At 48.4% G+C, this 18,913-nt stretch carries 21 protein-coding genes; 2 read left to right on the top strand and 19 right to left on the bottom strand.

Going from position 1 to position 18,913, the window contains the following annotated elements:
- Positions 1–10: 10 nt before the first annotated feature.
- Positions 11–922 carry a universal stress protein gene (locus QEZ41_RS07290; protein WP_289410738.1) on the top strand — a complete coding sequence of 304 codons (912 nt, stop codon included), beginning with the start codon at positions 11–13 and terminating at the stop codon, positions 920–922.
- Between the two features lie 53 nt (positions 923–975).
- Here QEZ41_RS07290 and QEZ41_RS07295 read toward each other — a convergent pair whose 3' ends face one another.
- The 12 genes from QEZ41_RS07295 to fadB form a co-directional block, all read right to left on the bottom strand.
- Positions 976–1,332 (bottom strand): DUF4870 family protein, encoded by a 357-nt coding sequence (locus QEZ41_RS07295; protein ID WP_289410739.1) that lies wholly within the window; start codon positions 1,330–1,332, stop codon positions 976–978.
- A 246-nt stretch (positions 1,333–1,578) separates the two neighbouring features.
- Positions 1,579–1,776, bottom strand: coding sequence for a tautomerase family protein (locus QEZ41_RS07300; RefSeq protein WP_289410740.1), 198 nt, complete (start codon positions 1,774–1,776; stop codon positions 1,579–1,581).
- A gap of 19 nt (positions 1,777–1,795) precedes the next feature.
- Positions 1,796–1,978, bottom strand: a complete 183-nt coding sequence (locus tag QEZ41_RS07305; RefSeq protein ID WP_289410741.1) for a diguanylate cyclase domain-containing protein — start codon at positions 1,976–1,978, stop codon at positions 1,796–1,798.
- A gap of 33 nt (positions 1,979–2,011) precedes the next feature.
- Entirely contained in the window at positions 2,012–2,266 is a 255-nt protein-coding gene (locus QEZ41_RS07310; RefSeq protein ID WP_289410742.1) for a hypothetical protein, read from the bottom strand.
- Between the two features lie 87 nt (positions 2,267–2,353).
- Complete coding sequence (locus tag QEZ41_RS07315; protein WP_289410743.1) at positions 2,354–3,259, bottom strand: pseudouridine synthase; 906 nt, start codon at positions 3,257–3,259, stop codon at positions 2,354–2,356.
- A 3-nt stretch (positions 3,260–3,262) separates the two neighbouring features.
- Positions 3,263–3,514, bottom strand: a complete 252-nt coding sequence (locus tag QEZ41_RS07320; protein ID WP_289410744.1) for a hypothetical protein — start codon at positions 3,512–3,514, stop codon at positions 3,263–3,265.
- Between the two features lie 82 nt (positions 3,515–3,596).
- On the bottom strand, positions 3,597–4,865 hold the full coding sequence (locus QEZ41_RS07325; RefSeq protein WP_289410745.1) for a type II restriction enzyme: 1,269 nt from the start codon (positions 4,863–4,865) through the stop codon (positions 3,597–3,599).
- Positions 4,862–5,719, bottom strand: a complete 858-nt coding sequence (locus QEZ41_RS07330) for a DNA adenine methylase (protein WP_289410746.1) — start codon at positions 5,717–5,719, stop codon at positions 4,862–4,864. Before QEZ41_RS07330 ends, QEZ41_RS07325 begins: the two co-directional genes overlap by 4 nt.
- 118 nt (positions 5,720–5,837) lie before the next feature.
- The gene (topA, locus tag QEZ41_RS07335; protein ID WP_289410747.1) at positions 5,838–8,432 is read right to left on the bottom strand and encodes a type I DNA topoisomerase; all 2,595 of its coding nucleotides are present in this window, start codon (positions 8,430–8,432) and stop codon (positions 5,838–5,840) included.
- 330 nt (positions 8,433–8,762) lie between these two features.
- Positions 8,763–9,359: a YigZ family protein gene (locus tag QEZ41_RS07340; protein ID WP_289410748.1), complete on the bottom strand. Its 597-nt coding sequence runs from the start codon at positions 9,357–9,359 to the stop codon at positions 8,763–8,765.
- A gap of 134 nt (positions 9,360–9,493) precedes the next feature.
- Positions 9,494–10,669 (bottom strand): acetyl-CoA C-acyltransferase FadA, encoded by a 1,176-nt coding sequence (gene fadA, locus QEZ41_RS07345; protein ID WP_289410749.1) that lies wholly within the window; start codon positions 10,667–10,669, stop codon positions 9,494–9,496.
- A 31-nt stretch (positions 10,670–10,700) separates the two neighbouring features.
- Positions 10,701–12,848, bottom strand: a complete 2,148-nt coding sequence (fadB, locus tag QEZ41_RS07350; RefSeq protein ID WP_289410750.1) for a fatty acid oxidation complex subunit alpha FadB — start codon at positions 12,846–12,848, stop codon at positions 10,701–10,703.
- A 317-nt stretch (positions 12,849–13,165) separates the two neighbouring features.
- Here fadB and QEZ41_RS07355 point away from each other — a divergent pair, with 317 nt between their 5' ends.
- Positions 13,166–13,606: a universal stress protein gene (locus QEZ41_RS07355; protein ID WP_289410751.1), complete on the top strand. Its 441-nt coding sequence runs from the start codon at positions 13,166–13,168 to the stop codon at positions 13,604–13,606.
- A gap of 2 nt (positions 13,607–13,608) precedes the next feature.
- Here QEZ41_RS07355 and QEZ41_RS07360 read toward each other — a convergent pair whose 3' ends face one another.
- The 7 genes from QEZ41_RS07360 to QEZ41_RS07390 form a co-directional block, all read right to left on the bottom strand.
- The gene (locus QEZ41_RS07360; protein ID WP_289410752.1) at positions 13,609–14,568 is read right to left on the bottom strand and encodes a glycosyl transferase family protein; all 960 of its coding nucleotides are present in this window, start codon (positions 14,566–14,568) and stop codon (positions 13,609–13,611) included.
- 220 nt (positions 14,569–14,788) lie between these two features.
- Positions 14,789–15,127, bottom strand: a complete 339-nt coding sequence (locus QEZ41_RS07365; RefSeq protein WP_289410753.1) for a TusE/DsrC/DsvC family sulfur relay protein — start codon at positions 15,125–15,127, stop codon at positions 14,789–14,791.
- Positions 15,121–15,378 carry a sulfurtransferase complex subunit TusB gene (gene tusB / locus QEZ41_RS07370; RefSeq protein WP_289410754.1) on the bottom strand — a complete coding sequence of 86 codons (258 nt, stop codon included), beginning with the start codon at positions 15,376–15,378 and terminating at the stop codon, positions 15,121–15,123. Before tusB ends, QEZ41_RS07365 begins: the two co-directional genes overlap by 7 nt.
- Entirely contained in the window at positions 15,378–15,737 is a 360-nt protein-coding gene (gene tusC / locus QEZ41_RS07375) for a sulfurtransferase complex subunit TusC (protein WP_289410755.1), read from the bottom strand. Before tusC ends, tusB begins: the two co-directional genes overlap by 1 nt.
- 2 nt (positions 15,738–15,739) lie before the next feature.
- Positions 15,740–16,129, bottom strand: a complete 390-nt coding sequence (gene tusD / locus QEZ41_RS07380) for a sulfurtransferase complex subunit TusD (RefSeq protein ID WP_289410756.1) — start codon at positions 16,127–16,129, stop codon at positions 15,740–15,742.
- 100 nt (positions 16,130–16,229) lie between these two features.
- Entirely contained in the window at positions 16,230–17,414 is a 1,185-nt protein-coding gene (locus QEZ41_RS07385; RefSeq protein WP_289410757.1) for an MFS transporter, read from the bottom strand.
- Between the two features lie 102 nt (positions 17,415–17,516).
- Positions 17,517–18,905, bottom strand: coding sequence for a TolC family outer membrane protein (locus QEZ41_RS07390; RefSeq protein WP_289410758.1), 1,389 nt, complete (start codon positions 18,903–18,905; stop codon positions 17,517–17,519).
- Positions 18,906–18,913 lie beyond the last annotated feature (8 nt).

The following is an 18,913-nucleotide window of genomic DNA, read 5'->3' on the forward strand; positions in this document are numbered from 1 at the left end:
AGGAGTAGATATGCAGCTAAAACAATTATTAGTGGTTATTGATCCTACCGCTAAAAACTCACAACCTTCGCTCGAGCGTGCCGCTTGGCTGGCTTCTCAGACAAAAGCCGCTGTTGAGCTACTCATTTGCGATCATAACCAAGCCTTAGAAGATGGCTTTTTTAGCGATAAAGATACCCAGAAAAGAGCGCGTACAGCTTTACTGACCGAACGTCTTGATTGGCTGGAATCGCTCGCCGCCCCACTACGCGAGCAAGGCATTGAAGTAACCACCAAAGCTCGTTGGGGCAAGCCGTTGTACGCAGAAATCCTTAAGCATGTAGAAGAACTTAAGCCGGATCTGTTACTGCGCAATGCAACTACGCACGGTACGCTGCATCGCCTATTATTTAACAACACCAGCTGGCAATTAATCCGTTTCTGCCCTGTCCCACTATGGCTCGTTCGCAGCGGCGAGTGGAACCCTAAGAATATTGCTACAGCACTTGATCCCGTTCATTCAGCAGACAAACCTGCATCACTGGATCACAACTTAATTAAAGTAGCCAAACTACTGGGCGAGGAGCTCAGCATGCAGACGTATTTTGTCCACAGCTACAACCCCCTGCCAAGATCCTTGGTTTTTGAAGCTGAGCTAGTGGTTTCTTACGACTCTTATTTGGAAAATACCGAACAACGCCATAAGCAAGCTTTTAACGATTTACTTGGTCAGTATGACATTAGTAATGAGCAGCAGTTTTTACTCAGAGGGGTTACTGAAGAAGCAGTACCTCAGTTTATTAAAAACAAAAATGTCAATTTGCTGGTTATGGGTGCTATCTCACGCGGTAATATTGAGAACGCACTAATCGGTAATACGGCAGAGCGCGTTTTAGAAAACTCAGATTGTGACTTGCTCATCATTAAGCCCGAAGGCAAATAACGTATTACGCGTAAAAAAAAGCCGCACCCAGTGCGGCTTTTTTAATACAAACCTCAGAACAACCAAATCTTTGGATTTGCAATTGGCTGATTCTGCTCTAAAGCTTTCATGCCTTTGACGCAGCGAACAATGAGCCAAACGTAATACCCTAACAGCAATAAAAAACCTATAACTACAACCATCAGTAAAGCAGAAATAAACACATACAGTAAACCAATCCAGAATGTTCTAATTTGATACTGATAGTGGCTCTGCATCCACTCAGGCGCATCGTTTTTATTAATGTAGGCCATAATTACGCCAACCAGCGAAGTAATGCCAACGACAACTCCCACAAGATAGAGAATGTAGATTAGTTTGACATTTTTAGAGTCGTTACTGGCAGGCTGTTGTACAGGTACATCTGTCATAGTGCTTTCCATTCCTTTAATAGTGCTGTTTTAACGTGCACCACACAATAGCTGCCCCAAAGCCAGTACAGCTCGGCCTGCTGCGTATCCATGCGTGGTTCCATTATTAAGTGTGCGCCTACGCCTTTACTCTAAGCTGAAACGCATGCTTAAAGGCTGTTTGACATCACAAATAGATTCTAGCGTACTTTTAACAAAAGAACCCGTTAAACGCTGTTTACGACAACAGATACACTTCGCCAATATTTATTTTTTACGTAATTCTGTTACTTGCTCACCTTGAATGCCCCAGTTATCCGTATTGACCTCATCGATCACTACCACTGTAGTCGCTGGATTTTTATTAAGTACTTTTTGTAGTAACTCGGTTGCACCTTTAATGAGTGCTGCTTTTTGTTCTTTGGTGACACCTTCGTCGGTGATTTTAATATTTACATACGGCATGGTTTTTTATCCCCTAAAGCTATGCGCTACAAAATCTGTTGCGCCCTGACTGCTTGGCAGCATACAGCGCCTTGTCTGCTGCTTGCAACAAGGCTTGTTTATCCATAGTTAGGGTTGGTATCAGCGTAGCAATGCCAATGCTGACAGTAACCCTGCTAGAAACAGTTGATTTCTCATGTGCAATACCGATGGGCAACTGCATCACTTAGTCTCTGCGCAATATACAGCCCAGTATTCAGATATGCATTGCTGTAATGATGACCGTAGAGCACCTGCACATCCCTACTGACGCCAACCAACAGCCCGCATCCATATGCAACTCTGCTGGGTTAACGGTATGCAGCGCAAGCATGCGGTGTTCGTTCTGTGGCACACCTCTTACCTGCTGCAAAGTCAGTAGTTCACTAGCTTTTAAATGCTGAGCATAAGCTGGTTGCAGCAAGCCGGACTCAACAACAAGACCTTCTTTATACTCGAATGCTTTCGGCAAAGCCTTGCAACCGTTTACGCACAAATATGCCGCGCTCATCTTGGTGAATACATTGATGGACAAGCAAACAATTAAGTAAATTAAATTTTAGTAGCATGTTTCAGCAATGTGCTCAATATTCATTAATTGTCGTGCTGAAGAGAAGAAGCGTAACTGGCCTGTTAACGGATCAATAAAACGCAGGCTGCGGGCCAAAAGCTGTAAAGGTCGTTGGTAATTGTCCTGCTGAGAGGTTGTTAGCTGCGGATAAAAATCATCGCCCACAATAGGCGCACCCAAACTGGCCAGGTGCACACGCAATTGATGCTTGCGTCCAGTAACAGGATAAAGTACGTAGTGCCAGTAGGTCGGCCCTTGCTTAAGCACTTCAATACGCGTTTGACTGTTAGGCACTCCATCCTCCTCACGCATTAAAAAGAAACATTCAGGGTCTGCCTGTAACTGACTTAAGTGAGTGTAGGGAAAGGTTAGCTGAGGCAAAGCGGGTGCAATAGCTTCGTAGGTTTTCTCTACCGCATGCTCGCGAAACAGCCGCTGGTAAGCATCACGGTCTTGTGCGCGCTTAACCAGCAATAAAACGCCTGCAGTCAGCCGATCCAGCCGGTGCGCAGCGACCAGCTCCGGAATGTGCAAACGCCGTTGCAAACGCCGTAACACAGTTTGCTCAACATAATTGCCGACCGGTGCTGTAGCTAAAAAATGCGGTTTATCTACTACCAGTAGATGTTCATCTTCAAACAAGACCTGCTCTTGGAAAGGTACTTCAGGCTCGGCTGATAGCTCACGAAAATAGTACACCGTAGCACCAGGAACAAAAGGTGCGTCCAGTGCTATAGGCTGATATAGCTCGTTAAGGATCTTTTGTTGCAGGAAACGCGTGCGCCACACTTCAGGTGCGATGTTGGAAAAGTGTTGGCATAGATAAGCCAACACCGTTGACCAGCCACCCGCAGGTAACCTTACACGACTTACCCCTAGTGGTTTGCTGGCCATTACTTAGTGCAGCGTATGATTCGTGGCGCCGGTCGATTCTTCATCACCTTCTTCAAAATCTTCGGCTACCAGCTGCCCTGCTGTTTGCAAGCCTGCATGAAACATAGACTTGGCCACGTCAATGTACTTACCTTTCAGCAACTCACGCGCTTCCTTGGAAAACATCAGAGTAACCATAGGCGGCTCATCTTCTGAACGGCGCAAAATAATACGCCCATCGGGTAATTCAACAATTTCTAAAAATTCTTTTGACATAAACTTCCAATCTAAGACATTCACTCGACTGCCATTGCGGCCTAACGCTCGTAAAAGGAGTGGTATTGTACGCTAATGGTAATTAATTTCGACTGTTGATCCGCAATACCTGAAATAGATACCAGCGCCATGCTTTCACCGTTTGTATTCTGCGCTGGAAGGTAGAGTCTGTGCTCAGGCCATTGTTAAGCCTTGACTCAGCGCAGATAAATGGATTTTCCGCATGCAAGTGCGCGTTGAAAATATCATTGGAGAAAGCAGTTTGTGCAATATAAAAAACGCGCTCTTGCTCGGATAACTCGAGCAACTGATGACCTATTAGCGTTAACCTGAAATAGCCCTCAGCGCACTTAAACACTAACCCAAGCCAAATTAGCGCATTTAAATAATAATCCCATTGCCGCGGTACTAGCGCGTAATCAGCAAACAGTTCTTCTTTGCTGTACAGCTCATCGGCTGCCATGCTTAATAGCAGATTTAACAGGGTGTCCATGCTGTCCGCCTGTGGGAAAGGTGCACCGAAACCGGTCAACATTGGATTAATAGGTGTATTAAATAACTGCTGCGGATTCAGCAGCATCGGCTGCTCTAGCTTAAACAGTCGATAACCCACGTAATTAATCTGAGGAATACCGTTGTAATAGGTAAAGGGCAAAAAATGAAACAAACCGCCCGTCTCATAAAACATCAAATAAGTAACCACAGGTTTGCGCAATAATGCACTGTAATTCAGCTGTGGATAAAGGAGCTGCCTGAGGTTCATGTTGTTGGCAAAACCCATTTTCGCTTCAACCAGCAAGAGCCGATTTTGGCTTTCATAGCCGCCATCAACCTCTAGCTGCACCCCTGCGACCGGATAATGAACTTTGTAGTCATGGATGTCAGTTAAAGCAAACTCAAAGTTGGTCGAGTAACTGCGACCGCGCACCGTTAAATGTAAATACTGCACCTGCTCCAGCTCATGCAGCATCCCTGAGGCATAAGCTGCATCGAGGGCTTTAGACTCACTGGTAATATGTGCTGCTGCTAGGCTATGCAGGTAGTTGGGCAGCGCAAAGGTTTTATCAATGACTTTATCCTGCAGCCAATTGGTATTTATATCGATAAAGGGATGGGTGCGCGCCAACCTATACTGCTTATTCACAATAGCTAACACTGAAATGCTTAGCTGTTTTAAAATCTTGGGCTGCTGCTCAAGAAAATCAATTTTGCACATCAGGCGTGGCTCACGATAGTTCTTAAGCACACTCGACTGAACATCACAAAACCCATAGCTGTCGATGCACTGCAGCACCGCCGGGTTTTCCTGTAAAAAATCGTACCAAGCAACGTCATTAAGGGTATAGGTCATGTTTGATAATTACGCACTATAAGTTCAGTTACCTTGCCCCGCCCAGAAGCTTTGCTGTTCACCGCACGGCTGGCTTGCACCTCAATAACTTCATAGTCCTGATACAACTTATAAATCAGAGGAGCCGCGGAGTTAGACAGCATAAATTTCGCGCCAATAGCATCTATGTAATCACAGAGCTCTTTTAATCGCTGTTGCATGCTGTGGTCAAAACCCTGATCCGTATAGGAGGTAAAATTAGCGGTTGCAGAAACGGGCGCGTAGGGCGGATCTAAATACACAAAAGCATCTGCGCTTAATAATGGCCTGATAGCGTCAAAATCACCCTGCATAAGCTGCACATGCTGCAAAAACGCTGAGCACGCATAGATGGTTTCAGAATCAACAATAGTCGGATTCGCGTAGCGACCAAAAGGCACATTATGCTGACCTTTGGAGTTAACTCGATACAGACCGTTGTAACCGGTTTTATTAAGGTAAATAAAGCGGCTGGCGCGCGTTACTGCTGTGCGACGATTAAAATTATCTTGACGGTCCAGCGCACGCTGCTCGTAATAATAGGTTTCTGTATTGCGATGCTTGGCCAGACTGTCCAGCAACTGCCGCGGCTTGTCCCTCACCACCTGGTAAGCATTAACCAGCTCAGCGTTGTAGTCATTAATAGTGATGCTGCGTAGCTGCTGCGGATCAAGTGTCCACAGCAAAGCCCCCCCACCAATAAAGGGCTCAAAATAATCCGTTATTTTCTCTGGCAAATACCTTTGCAACTCAGGTAATAACTGCCGCTTGCCTCCCACCCACTTGATAAAGGGTTTGGGGCGGACAGTATCAAGTGGTGATACGTTCAAGGTCATAAATAAGGCAACAAACTAGCTTCTTTTAAACAATAAAAACAAACCACCGCCGGAAATCCAGCGGTGGTGTATCACGAGTGATTGAGTGTGTGCGGCAAGTAACTCACCGTTCTAAACTCTACTTTTTCGGCTTGCGCTTGTCTTCTACCACCCACTTATTGCCGTCATACAGTGCGCGCCAGCCAGAGGGTTTGCCATCTATTTCAGACTGTACGTATTGCTCTTTAGCTTTGCGGCTGTAACGCACCACGCTAGGTAAGCCATCGGGATCATGGGTTGGCGCGCTAAACAAGTAGCTGTATTTAACGTCAATCTCGTCTTTGTGCGGCAACAACTCGATCAGCAGGGGCGCACGGGTTTCGCGTTTTTTTGGAAACTGACTGGCAGCCAAAAACAAACCTGCGGCACCATCACGCAACACATAAGTATCATCCACTTTCTGGCACTGCAGCTCCGGCATAGGCACAACATCCATTTTAGGTGGAGCGGCCTCACCACTGGCTAAAAGCTTACGGGTGTTTTTACATTCAGCATTAGTACAGCCAAAAAACTTACCAAAACGACCGGTTTTTAGCTGCATTTCATTACCGCACTTATCGCACTCTAAGCTTGGACCTTCATAGCCCTTAATGCGGAACTGTCCCGTCTCAACTTCAAAGCCGGAGCAGTCTGGGTTGTTACCACAGATATGCAATTTGCGTGTTTCATCCAGCAAGTACGCATCCATTGCCGTACCACACTTGCCACAACGGCGTTTGTTACGTAACAGTAAAGACTCTGACTCACCTTCGTCATCTTCGGCAATTTCATTACCGGGCACAAGATTCATCGTTGATTTGCAGCGCTCTTTGGGCGGCAAGCTATAACCTGAGCAACCCAAAAACACGCCGGTGGTTGCTGTGCGAATCATCATCGGACGACCACATTCTTTACAAGGAATATCGGTGAGCGTCGGAGCATTTTCACGCATGCCGGCTTCGGCACTGTCAGCCAACTCTAACTTACCCTTAAAGTCACCGTAGAACTCATCCAGCAGCTGTTTCCACTCCAATTTACCGTGCGCCACATCGTCAAGACGCTCTTCCATTTTTGCGGTAAAGCTATAATCCATCAAATTGGCAAAGCTTTCGCCTAGGCGCTCGGTAACGATATCGCCAATTTTTTCCGCATGAAAACGACGGTTTTTCAAAGTCACGTAACCGCGTTCTTGAATCGTAGAAATAATCGCTGCATAGGTGGATGGGCGACCAATGCCCTGTTTTTCCAGCTCTTTAACCAAACTTGCTTCACTAAAACGTGCAGGCGGTTTGGTAAAGTGTTGCGTCGGATCCAGTTTAACCAGTTTTAATGCTTCGCCCTTTTGCAAGTCCGGTAACACAGCATCTTCAGCGTTCTTACCCTGCGGCGGCAACACCTTGGTGTAACCATCGAATTTCAAAATACGCCCACGTGCGCGCAGCTCGAACTCACCTGCCGCCACCGTAACGCTAGTCGACAAATATTCAGCCGCTGGCATCTGACAAGCAACAAATTGACGCCAAATCAAATCATAGAGACGCTCGGCATCACGCTCCATGCCTTTTAGCTCAGTAGGACGCACCGCCACATCCGAGGGGCGAATCGCTTCGTGCGCTTCTTGTGCACCTTCTTTGCTGCTGTAAAAATTAGGCTTGTCTAATAGGTATTTTTTGCCAAACTCATCTTCAATAAAGCCACGCACCATATCAATGGAATCGCTCGACAGGTTGGTCGAGTCGGTACGCATATAAGTGATGTAACCAGCCTCATACAAACGCTGGGCCATCATCATGGTTTTCTTTACACCATAACCCAAACGTGTGCTGGCTGCTTGCTGTAACGTTGAAGTAATAAAGGGCGCACTGGGACGACTGGAAGTAGGTTTGTCTTCGCGCTTAACAACCTTATAGTCAGACTGTTTTAAGAAGGCTAAAGCTTTGTCGGTTTGCTCTTTACTAACCGGGCGGAAGTTTTGTCCCGCCTCGCGTACCACCTCAAAGCGCGCGCCCTGCTGTTTTGGATTGGTTAAATCCGCATGTACTTGCCAAAACTCTTCAGGAATAAAAGCACGTATTTCTTTTTCCCGCTCAACCACTAACTTTACGGCTACCGACTGCACACGTCCTGCAGATAAACCGCGAGCTACTTTTTTCCACAGCAGCGGTGACACCATAAAACCAACCACACGGTCCAAAAACCTACGCGCTTGCTGAGCATTCACTTGGTTCAGATTGAGCTGACCGGGTTCAGCAAAGGCATTTTCAATGGCTTTTTTGGTGATTTCATTAAATACAACTCGCTTAAAGCGGCTTTCGTCACCGCCAATGGATTCGCGCAAGTGCCAAGCAATGGCTTCCCCTTCGCGGTCCAAGTCCGTTGCCAGATAGATAGTGTCGGCGTCTTTGGCAAGGCGTTTAAGTTCATCAACCACCTTTTCTTTGCCCGGCAGAATTTCGTAACGTGCTTTCCAACCGTTTTCTGGATCTACTCCCATACGCTTGACCAACTGCCGTTGGGCGCGCTCTTGGGCGCTGAGCTTTTCGTCGGTTTTTTCACGCTTGGTTGCCCCGCCACCGCTTGTTGGCAAGTCGCGAATATGACCCACACTGGACTTCACCACATACTGGTTACCCAGATATTTGTTAATGGTCTTGGCCTTGGCCGGGGATTCCACAATAACCAGCGATTTACTCATTGCTTAGAAATTTCCCAAGATAAAAAAGATCGTGTTTGAAGAGGCTATATATAACTGAGCCTGCCTTCTGGTCAAGCATTTGCGCCTAGTAACCAGAAAAAGTGTAATTTTTAGGCTCTACACCTTAAAGACTTGCCTTGTTATTGTCCAATACTCAAAGCATTGCCAAGCATAATCAGCGTTAATCTTCCTAAAAACATGGGCTCGTGTAACATTTTTATAAGAAGTCTTAGGCTTGTTCCTGCTGAACACAATATTAAACGGCTTATTTATAAGTGGGCGTTGAGTTAGTCCCATCACCGAAACATTGCATATCGCTAGCTGGTACTGTTACTCGCCGATCCGAAAATGTATTGCCTGCGCTGCTAGCTGCTCATCCGGCAAGGCAACTGTTTGCGGCAGCAATACTTTTGCCTGCACCTGATCACTGTAATGAATATCTAGCAGCTGTCCGCACTGCTGTTCCAGCCAATAACGCAAGTATTGTTCTTGAGCAAAGTTGCAATTCACCAGCCACTCTTGCATAGCAATAGGCCTAACCAACTGTAACGCCTGCACTACACCGTCTGCTGCTTGCCCATAGGCGCGCAGCAACCCGCCTGCACCTAACTTAATACCGCCAAAATAGCGCACCACTATCAACATTAAGTCACCGATATTTTTATGTTGCAGCACATTCAAGATAGGTTTACCTGCCGTGCCTGAAGGCTCACCATCATCATTGGCCGCCATGTTTGCAGCGTTATTAGGATCGCCAACCACATAAGCCCAGCAGTGATGACGCGCATCTGGGTAATCCGTTTTAGCCTGCTCTAAAAAAGCCAGCGCCTGCTCACGCGAAGCACAGGGATACGCCAGCGCAATAAAACGACTTTTTTTGATTTCCAAGGTAAAACTTGCGCTATTTTCAGCTTGCCAATAACTCATGGGAGAGATTTTCTTGCTAATAATGAGTCAACAAGCTTAGCTCAGCACCGCTAAGAGCGCAAAACAGCCATAAAAAAACCGGAGGTCTTGCCCCCGGTTTTTTATTTATCGACAGTTTACCTGTGTGAAAGCCTTTATACCCGCTCAAACACCGTGGTAATACCCTGCCCCAAGCCGATACACATGGTAGCTATACCAAGACGGCCATTGTTTTGCTTCATCACGTTCAGCAAAGTACCGGAGATGCGCGCTCCGGAACAACCAAAGGGGTGACCCAAGGCAATGGCACCGCCGTGTAGGTTAACTTTCTCGTCCATTTTATCGAGCAGTTTAAGGTCTTTTAGTACCGGCAATGCTTGTGCGGCAAAGGCCTCGTTTAGCTCAAAGTAGTCAATGTCATCAATGGTCAAACCCGCTCGCTGCAATGCTTTTTTGGTTGCAGGTACTGGGCCATAACCCATAATTGCAGGGTCCACGCCGGCTACGGCCATAGCTCGCACTATAGCCATAGGCTCGACACCTAGGTCTTTAGCACGCTGAGCCGACATCATAATCATGCAAGAGGCGCCATCGGTGATTTGCGATGAGGTACCTGCCGTGACTGTACCGTCTTTAGGGTTAAAAACCGGACGCAGTTTCGACAATCCTTCAACTGTAGTTTCTGGGCGAATGGTTTCATCATAATCAAACATCTTCAGAAAGCCATTTTCATCATAGCCTTCCATCGGGATAATCTCGTTTTTGAAGTTCCCCTCAACCGTGGCTTTGTGCGCCAAACGATGTGAACGCTCACCAAAAGCATCCTGCTGTTCACGGGTGATGCCGTGCATTTTGCCGAGCATCTCCGCCGTTAAGCCCATCATGCCCGAGGCTTTCGCCGCATAGAGCGACAAATGCGGGTTAGGATCAACGCCGTGCATCATGCCTACATGCCCCATGTGCTCCACACCACCGATAACAAACACATCGCCATTACCGGTTTGGATCGCCTGCACTGCAGTGTGCAATGCACTCATGGATGAACCGCACAAGCGGCTGATAGTTTGCGCGCCACTGGTGTGTGGGATCTGGGTTAGCAAAGACGCCATACGGGCAATGTTCCAGCCCTGTTCTAGGGTTTGGTTAACACAGCCCCAGATAACATCCTCAACTTCCGCTGGGTTAATTTTTTCATTGCGATTTAACAAACTGCTAATCAAGTGTGCTGACATATCTTCAGCACGAGTATTACGGTGCATGCCGCCTTTGGAGCGTCCCATTGGGGTACGGCCAAAGTCGACAATAACTGCATCTCTAGGATTTAAACTCATGTTCTTTACTCCAGCTTCAACGTGTTGGCTATTAACCGAAAAAAGATTGACCGATTTTAGCCATCTCGCGCAGCTTGTCAGTCGGCTGGTACAGCGCGCCCAACTCGGCATAGCTATCGGCTAAGGCAACAAATTCCGCCACACCCATAGTGTCGATATAGCGCAGTGCGCCACCACGGAACGGTGGGAAACCAATGCCGTAAATCAAGCCCATATCTGCTTCGGCTGCGGTTTCCACGATGCCATCTTCCAAACAACGTACGGTTTCTAGACACAGCGGGATCATCATCCAGTTGATAATGTCCTCGTCGGTTAGCTCGCGCTGTTCACGTACAATCGGCGCCAGCACACTGGCAATGGACTCATCCACGACTTTCTTCGGTTTGCCGCGCTTGTCGGTTTCATAGGCATAGAAGCCCTTGCCATTTTTCTGGCCTAAACGCTCGGCTTTATACAGCGCATCCACGGCGGTTTGCGCGTCTTCCTTCATGCGATCCGGGAAGCCTTCAGCCATCACATCACGGGCATGGTGCGCGGTATCAATCCCCACCACGTCCATTAAATACGCCGGTCCCATGGGCCAGCCAAATCGCTCCATGATTTTATCAATACGGGTGAAATCCACCCCAGCACTAATCAACTTGGCAAAGCCACCAAAGTAAGGGAACAGCACACGGTTAACCAAGAAGCCTGGGCAGTCGTTGACCACAATAGGGTTCTTACCCATTTTCTGTGCGTAAGCCACAGTGGTGGCCACTGCCTCGTCAGAACTGTGCTCACCACGTATCACTTCCACTAGTGGCATCATGTGTACTGGGTTGAAGAAGTGCATACCGACAAAGTTTTGCGGACGCTTTAGGGCTTTAGCCAGATGGTTAATGGAAATGGTTGAGGTGTTGGACGCTAAGATAGTACTTTCCCCGACCTGTTCTTCCACTTCAGCTAAAACGGCTTGCTTGACCTTGGGGTTTTCTACTACGGCTTCGACGACAATATCTACAGTGCCAAAGTCACCGTAAGAAGTCGTTGGGCGAATAGCATTTAGCACCTTAGCCATCTCAAGGGGCTCAATGCGTTTGCGCTCTAAGCGTTTTACTAACAGCTTAGCTGCTTCATCTAGACCAAGCTGAATGCCCTCTTCACGAATATCCTTCATTAAAATAGGTGTGCCTTTGAGCGCCGACTGGTAGGCAATACCGCCACCCATGATGCCTGCACCTAACACTGCTGCCATATTCACTGGTTTAGCAGCTTTCTCGTAGCCTTTGGCTTTACGCTTGAGTGCTTGGTCATTTAAAAACAATCCAATCAAGCTACTGGCTACAGTAGTCTTGGCTAGTTTAACAAAGCCAGCCGCTTCGATTGCCAAGGCTTTATCGCGGCCATGGTTAGCGGCTTTTTGCATGGTTTTAATTGCATCGACCGGTGCCGGATAGTGCGGGCCTGCTTTACCTGCCACATAACCTTTGGCACTTTCAAAGCACATCATCTGCTCAATTGGGTTGAGCTTGAGTTTTTCCAGTTTCGGCTGACGTTTGGCTTCATAATCCAGTTCGCCTGATATCGCACGCTTGGCTAAATCAAGCGCTGCATCCAACAGTTTATCCGCTGGCACCACCACATCGACTGCACCTACTTTCAGGGCTTCATCAGGACGCGCTTCTTTACCGGCAGCAATCCACTCAATGGCGTTATCAGCACCTATCAAGCGTGGTAAACGCACTGTGCCGCCAAAACCCGGGTAAATACCTAACTTCACTTCGGGTAAGCCAACCTTGGCTTTTTCCGACATTACTCGGTAATCGGCCGCCATGCACAGCTCAAAACCACCACCCAAAGCGATACCATTAATAGCAACCACTGTAGGAACAGCCAAATCTTCAAAATCATTAAAAATCTGATTGATTTCTAAATTGGCGGCAATGAGCTCATCTTCTGGAAGCTGGAAGTTTTCGACAAATTCGGTGATATCTGCACCGACAATAAAGGTGTCTTTACCACTAGTGACGACTACCGCCTTGATGTTTGTATCTGCACGCACAGCGTCTACGGCAGCACGAAACTCGGTCAATGTAAGTCGATTAAATTTGTTTACGGATTCACCCTCTAGGTCGAACTTAAATTCGACAATGCCATCTTCTAGGGTATTCACCGTGATGGCTACGCCTGCGTAAATCATCAACTGTTCTCCACTATTATTATGAAAACTGACTGCCCTACAGCATGTAATCCAGCCAATTTATTTTAACCAACAAGCATTTCATACGCTCGTTTGATTTATAACTACACATTCTCGGAATTTTCGGTCTTTGTCAATTACTCATACGTGTTTTTATACTATCGATAGTCAAAGCCAAAACCAGTCTGTTGATTTTCAAGCATTTTAATGAGGCTTTATTTTCGCTCACAAAAAAATAAACAGATCCGCCAAGCATGCTTTACATCGGGCTGCGCAAAGACTATAAACAGGTAAAGAAGATCAACGGAGATTCCAGTATGGCTTACCAGCATATTTTGGTCGCTACAGACATGAGCGAAGATTGTCACTGCGTATTACGCAAAGCAATAGAACTGCAATCAAGTTTTAACAGCAAAATATCACTCATTCATGTGATTGAGCCTCTGTCCATGGCCTTTGGTGGCGATGTGCCGATGGATTTGAGTTTGCTACAAGAGCAGCAAAATGAACAAGCGCAAACAAGGCTTGGGGAATTGCAGAGTCAGTATTCGCAACTGGACACTGAGCACTGCTTTGTACGTCATGGGCAAGCACGACAGGAAATTCACCAGTTAGCAGAAGAAGAAAACTGCGATCTGATTGTGGTTGGCAGTCACGGACGACACGGATTAGCACTGCTGTTTGGTTCAACCACCAGCGATCTGTTATCCCGTGCGCCTTGCGATATTCTCGCAGTCAGTATTAGGCAAGAAAGTTAGAGCTACCTTGCTTGCCAAATCTTTTGTGCCTGCGCAAAAGCTTCATCACGCTTTTGCCCTAAGCCACGCAGGCCCAAAGCGATGGTGGCGATAATGGCTTGCTCCCCATAGATGTCATTGTCTTGTCCTTGCCAAAGCGCTAACAAACGCTGCGGCTCTAAGGTTGGCGCTTTGACTTGGCGTGCAATCTGCGCAGGCCACTCTTCATCCCATGCCTGCCCATCAGTTGCACCCATTAGGGTGCCAGTTGCGTCGGGGCGTACTTCAATCTCTCCCCCATCACCTTTAATCACTAAAGAACGCTGCCCCAACAAGACGTTGGCTTGCTGTTGGATTGGCTGGTAGTTCGGATGAAAAATACCTTGTAAAACACAGTGCGCTTGCAAGGGATTAAGCAAGCGGGCCAATGAGTGTACTGGTGAGCGCAAACCTAGGGTGTTACGCAGCTCAATACAGCGTTGCAAGCGCGGCATCCACTGCCCCAACCCCATATAAGCCACATTCTGTTTATCCAGCGCCTGACTGACCTCGTACCAACTATTGCAATGGGGAATGCCCAAGGTTTCCAGCAAGTCTTCGGTATACAGCCGACCATCGGTATGCTGCCCGCCGCCATGAATAAAAACCCGTACACCTGATTGTGCTAGAGCTTTAATCGCTAATAAATACCAAGGCAGTTGACGCTTTTTACCAGCATAGCTGGGCCAGTCCAAATCCACTTGAATTTTGGGTGCTTGCACGCGTTTCTGCACCGCTTGGGCAAAACCAGCCAACTCTTCGGCGGTTTCTTCTTTAAAGCGCAGCAGCATTAGAAAAGCGCCCAGCTGAGTGTCTTCTATCTTGCCATCCAGCAGCATCCCCATAGCGGTATAAGCTTCTGCTCGAGTTAAGCCTCGAGATCCTTTTTGGCCCTTGCCTAAAATTCGAATGTAGGTCGCAAATGGATGTTCATGCTGAGTCATTAATTTTCCTTATTATTTAAGCGCAGCGCACCAGCGCACCGCTCTAGAATTCTCTTATTGAGTAGTTGCTTAAGAAGCCTCTGAATAACTACCTGCGTAGCTACCACTGCGTTAAAAACGTACTCAAAATGCTCATTTACTCGGTGTAAACTGCGCTTTTTCGCACGTTTTTGCCTTGTGTTAGCGTCCTCGGTAACGTTATTCAGAGGTTGCTTAAAAACTAAAAACAGTTGGCTGGCTTAGGTAAACCCGCCAAACGGGCAGCCAATTTAGCTGGTGTGCCCTTAAATAGGCTGTTTAGGTGCAGGCTATTGCCCACCTCTTTACCAAGACGCTGCGCTAGATATTTAACGAGTGCGCGATTAGGCGGTGATAAATCAAATTCTTGGTAAAAGTCGCGCAACGCATAGAGAACTAGCCAGTGCTCGGCTTGCAGCTCGATACCCTCCTGCTCCGCCAAAGCTTGTGCGACCTGCTCATCCCAATCAGCCAGCCTAACTAAACAAAGGTCTTCATCTAACTCAATGAGTCTTCCGGCTACTTGTAACGACTTTACCATGCCACCACCTTGGTATAGCTGGCACACAGGGCGACAAACTCTGGGTAATCCACACTCTTTGCCTGATTAAAAGACTCAAGCCCACGCGCTTGGACATCCTCGGCTAGCGCATACAGCCTAGGTGTTAAACCCAAGGGCTGACGCAACGCATAAACAGCATCGCCGCACAGCAGCAAGGCATCCGTATCCGCGATAAGCGCCTGACACGTCTGCACGTCAGCTAAATAATTAACAATATGTAAACTAGCCATTAGATGCTGAGTACCTGTTGATGTTGCCTAATAAGTTGTGCGATTTGCACTGCATCCACCACTGACACCTCCAGCACCAAGTCGGCTTCAGTTAAGCCGCGCTGCTCAAGACTGTGTTGCGCCACATAAAGTTTTTCCACGCCAAACAGTGGTAAAGCTCCCAGCTGGGCTTGTAAATTTTTTTGTTCAAGTTGTTGCGGTTGCTGCTCACCCACCAACTGCCAAACCCCTTCATCGAGCCACAGCATGCTCATCGGCAGTTCAAAAGCACCGCCCGACAAGGCAATATCCAAGGCTTCCCGCGCTACCAAACCTGACCAAGGGCTGCTGCGGCTAATCAATAAGACTGGAACGCTCATGCCTACCCCCTGAAGTGCACCATGCGTTCGGTCTGCTGAATAGCCTCATGCAACTGACCTAAACCTGAAAGCGTATAACCTTGCGCTAAATTACTCGCCTGTAATTGATAGCGTTTCGCCTCACCTTCATCCACTACGCCGCGACGCAAAGCGGCAGCGATGCACACCACAGCGTCAAGTTGGTGTTGCTGAATAAAGGTTTGCCATTGCTGGGCAATATTGGGCTCATCTTGCGGATACACCAACAGCTTGGACGCTATGTGCACGGCTTCTTGATAGAAAAACACACGCTCAAGGCTGTGCCCAGACCCAAGCAGCGCTTGAGCAAAGCGCAGTGCTCGCCGCGTGGCCGGCGACTGCGGTGCTGAGGAGATAAGTAAAACAAATTTCATGATATTTTTAGGCGGAAAATAGAGATACAATACTAGCAGCAGCACTCACAAATGCCAAAACATTCCCGCCAAGCTAGATGCTTGATGGCTTGCACCGAGTTTAATCGGCCACCACTTTGCGCTCTTTCTCCCGCGAACGACTGTCTTGCAGATGCATAATCACCCAAGCGACCACAAGAACAAAGGGAATTGACGCCAAATTAAGGCCCAGCCAGCCTAGCGCGTGTATTCCCTGTCCGGCAAACAGGCTGCCAACCGCTGCAGCCGTAAAAACTAAAAACTCATTAATCCCCTGCACCTTGCCCTGCTCGGACGGCTTATAGGTGTCGGTCAACAGGTGCGTGCCGCCAATAAAAGTAAAGTTCCAGCCCACACCCAGTAACAGCAGTCCCGCCAAATAGTGCGCAAAGCTCTGCCCCAGCATATGAATTACAATACAGATAAGCAGCAGCACACAGCCCCATAAAATAACGGTGCGTGAACTAAAACGGCGGATCAAGTGCCCAGTAAAAAACGAAGGGACAAACATACCCAACACATGCCACTGAATCACCGTGGTGATATCCGGAAAAGGAAAGCCATCATGCTGCATCGCCAAAGGCGTGGCGGTCATAAGTAGCACCATGATGCCGTATCCAATCGCACCTGCCGCAATGGCGGCAATCAAGATCGGCTGCTGAAACAAGGTGCGGTAACTGCGCGGGACTTGTGTGTGATCGCGAGCTTTCGCCGGCGGTAAAGGCAAGAGCGCAATTAATACCAACGCCAACGCATACAGACCGGCTAAGCCATAAAACGAGCCAACAAAAGGACTGCCGGAATACCAGTGTTGTGCCCAGTCGGCTATGTTAGGCCCCAAGATAGCCGCCAGTACGCCACCAGCCATCACCATACTGATAGCGCGAGAACGGTGATTAGGAGCGCAGTCCAAGGCAGCAAAACGGTATTGCTGACTGGTGCCAATCGCCACCCCAATCAACATAGTGCCCACGGCAAACAACCAAATATCACTGGCATGCAAGCCCTGCAATGCCACCCATGCCCCAAACAAGCCGATGCTATTACCCAACAAAAAACCTACTTTACGCCCCAAGTGTTGCATGATATGTGCGGCAGGCAAGGTGGCGGCAATCACACCCAAGAACTGAAACGCCATCGGCAAGGTAATCTGCGCCGGATGGGTCGCCAGCTCTTTACCTATCAAGGCAGACACGGCGACCAATAAGATATTTCCTGTGCCTAGCAACGCCTGCGCGATGGCTAAACCCCATACTGTAATAGGCACAATTGCCCTCCAAATTTAATCTGGATGAACTCTATACTTTTCAAATGATTCGTGTTGAGGTTTGGCTGGTGCCTGTGTGGGCACAAGTGCCCACCAATGACTCTACTGCAGGTACTGATTGGCCTGTACCAAATGCTGCTCATCCAGCGCGCCAACCAAAGCCGCCAACTGCAGCTGATGCACAATTAAGGCCACCTTGGCGTTGAGTAAATCAATTTGCACGCGGGTGAGCTGGTTGTCAGCATCCAAGGCTTCAAGGGTGGTTTTATCACCCAGTTTCTGCCCTAGGCGGGTGGACTCGGCACGTAACTGGCTTGCCTGCAGTGCCTGTTGCAAGGCATCAACCTGCTGTGCACTGACCTGCACCGCATGCCAAGCAGCGCGGGTTTGCTGCTGCACCTGCTGACGTACGTTTTGCGCTTGCGCCAACTGCTGCTCGTGGTTGTAAAACGCTTCTTTACGCTTGGCGCTGCGATAACCACCGGTGAAAATCGGCACGTTAACCTGCAGGCCAACCATCCAGTCATCGGCCTTGTTCAAGGCTGAGCCATAACGGCCGCTACCATCGAGCTTTTCATGGCTTAAACGGCCCACCAAATCCAGTGTTGGGCTTTGCCAGCTGGAATAGCTAGCAATCTCTTCTTGCGCAATGTACACGCCTTTATCCTGCATCAACACCGCTGGATTAAGCTGTACCGCATCCGCTAGCCAGTCACTTAAAGACGCCAATTCTGGGTGCTGCACCGGTGCGGCCAGTGGCAAACTCAATAACTTGCCTGGCGTCATACCGGTTAAATCGGTAAAGGCCGCTTCCGCCAAATGCTGCTGCATACGTGCTGCAAGCAATTGCGCCTCCAATGTACGAGCCTGTGCGCTGGCTTCGTAGCTGTCCGTCACTGGACGATCCCCCACCTCAAAGCGCGCTTGAGTTTCTTGCTGCGCAGTGCTGGCCTGAGTGTATTGCTGCTCGAGCAACTCGGTGGTTTGCCGGGCGACTAAGACATCAAAATAACGCTCAACCACCTTTATAATCAGCTGCTGCTGTGCATGCTGCCATTGTAAATCCGACAGCTCACTGGCCAAACGCAGCTGACGGCTTTGCGCGAGGCGCTCACGACTTAGCAAGGGTTGTTTTAAACCGATTTCATAGGCGCGCAAGTCGCCCCCAGTGATGGAGTTGTTAAACTCCACCTGATTATGCGTACCCATGCCCGGCGCTGAAAAGTTAGCGCCTTGGCTGGTACTCTTATGACCACCGCGCCCCGCTGTACCGCTGGCACCTATGGTTGGCAGCCATAAACTACGCGCCTGCTGTGTTTGCGTTCGTCCTGCCTCTGCAGCCGCCTGATCGGCGCGGTACTGCGGATCTTGCTGCACGGCGAGCTGCCATGTGCTTAACAAATCCAACGGCTTTGCACTGGCGGTGCCCTGCCATGCAGCTGCACAGAGGGCAAACGCCAAGCCGATTAAGCGTAGTTTTTTAGCTGCCATCATTTGCA

It is taken from the genome of Thiopseudomonas acetoxidans (assembly GCF_030362935.1).
Lineage (GTDB): Bacteria > Pseudomonadota > Gammaproteobacteria > Pseudomonadales > Pseudomonadaceae > Thiopseudomonas > Thiopseudomonas acetoxidans.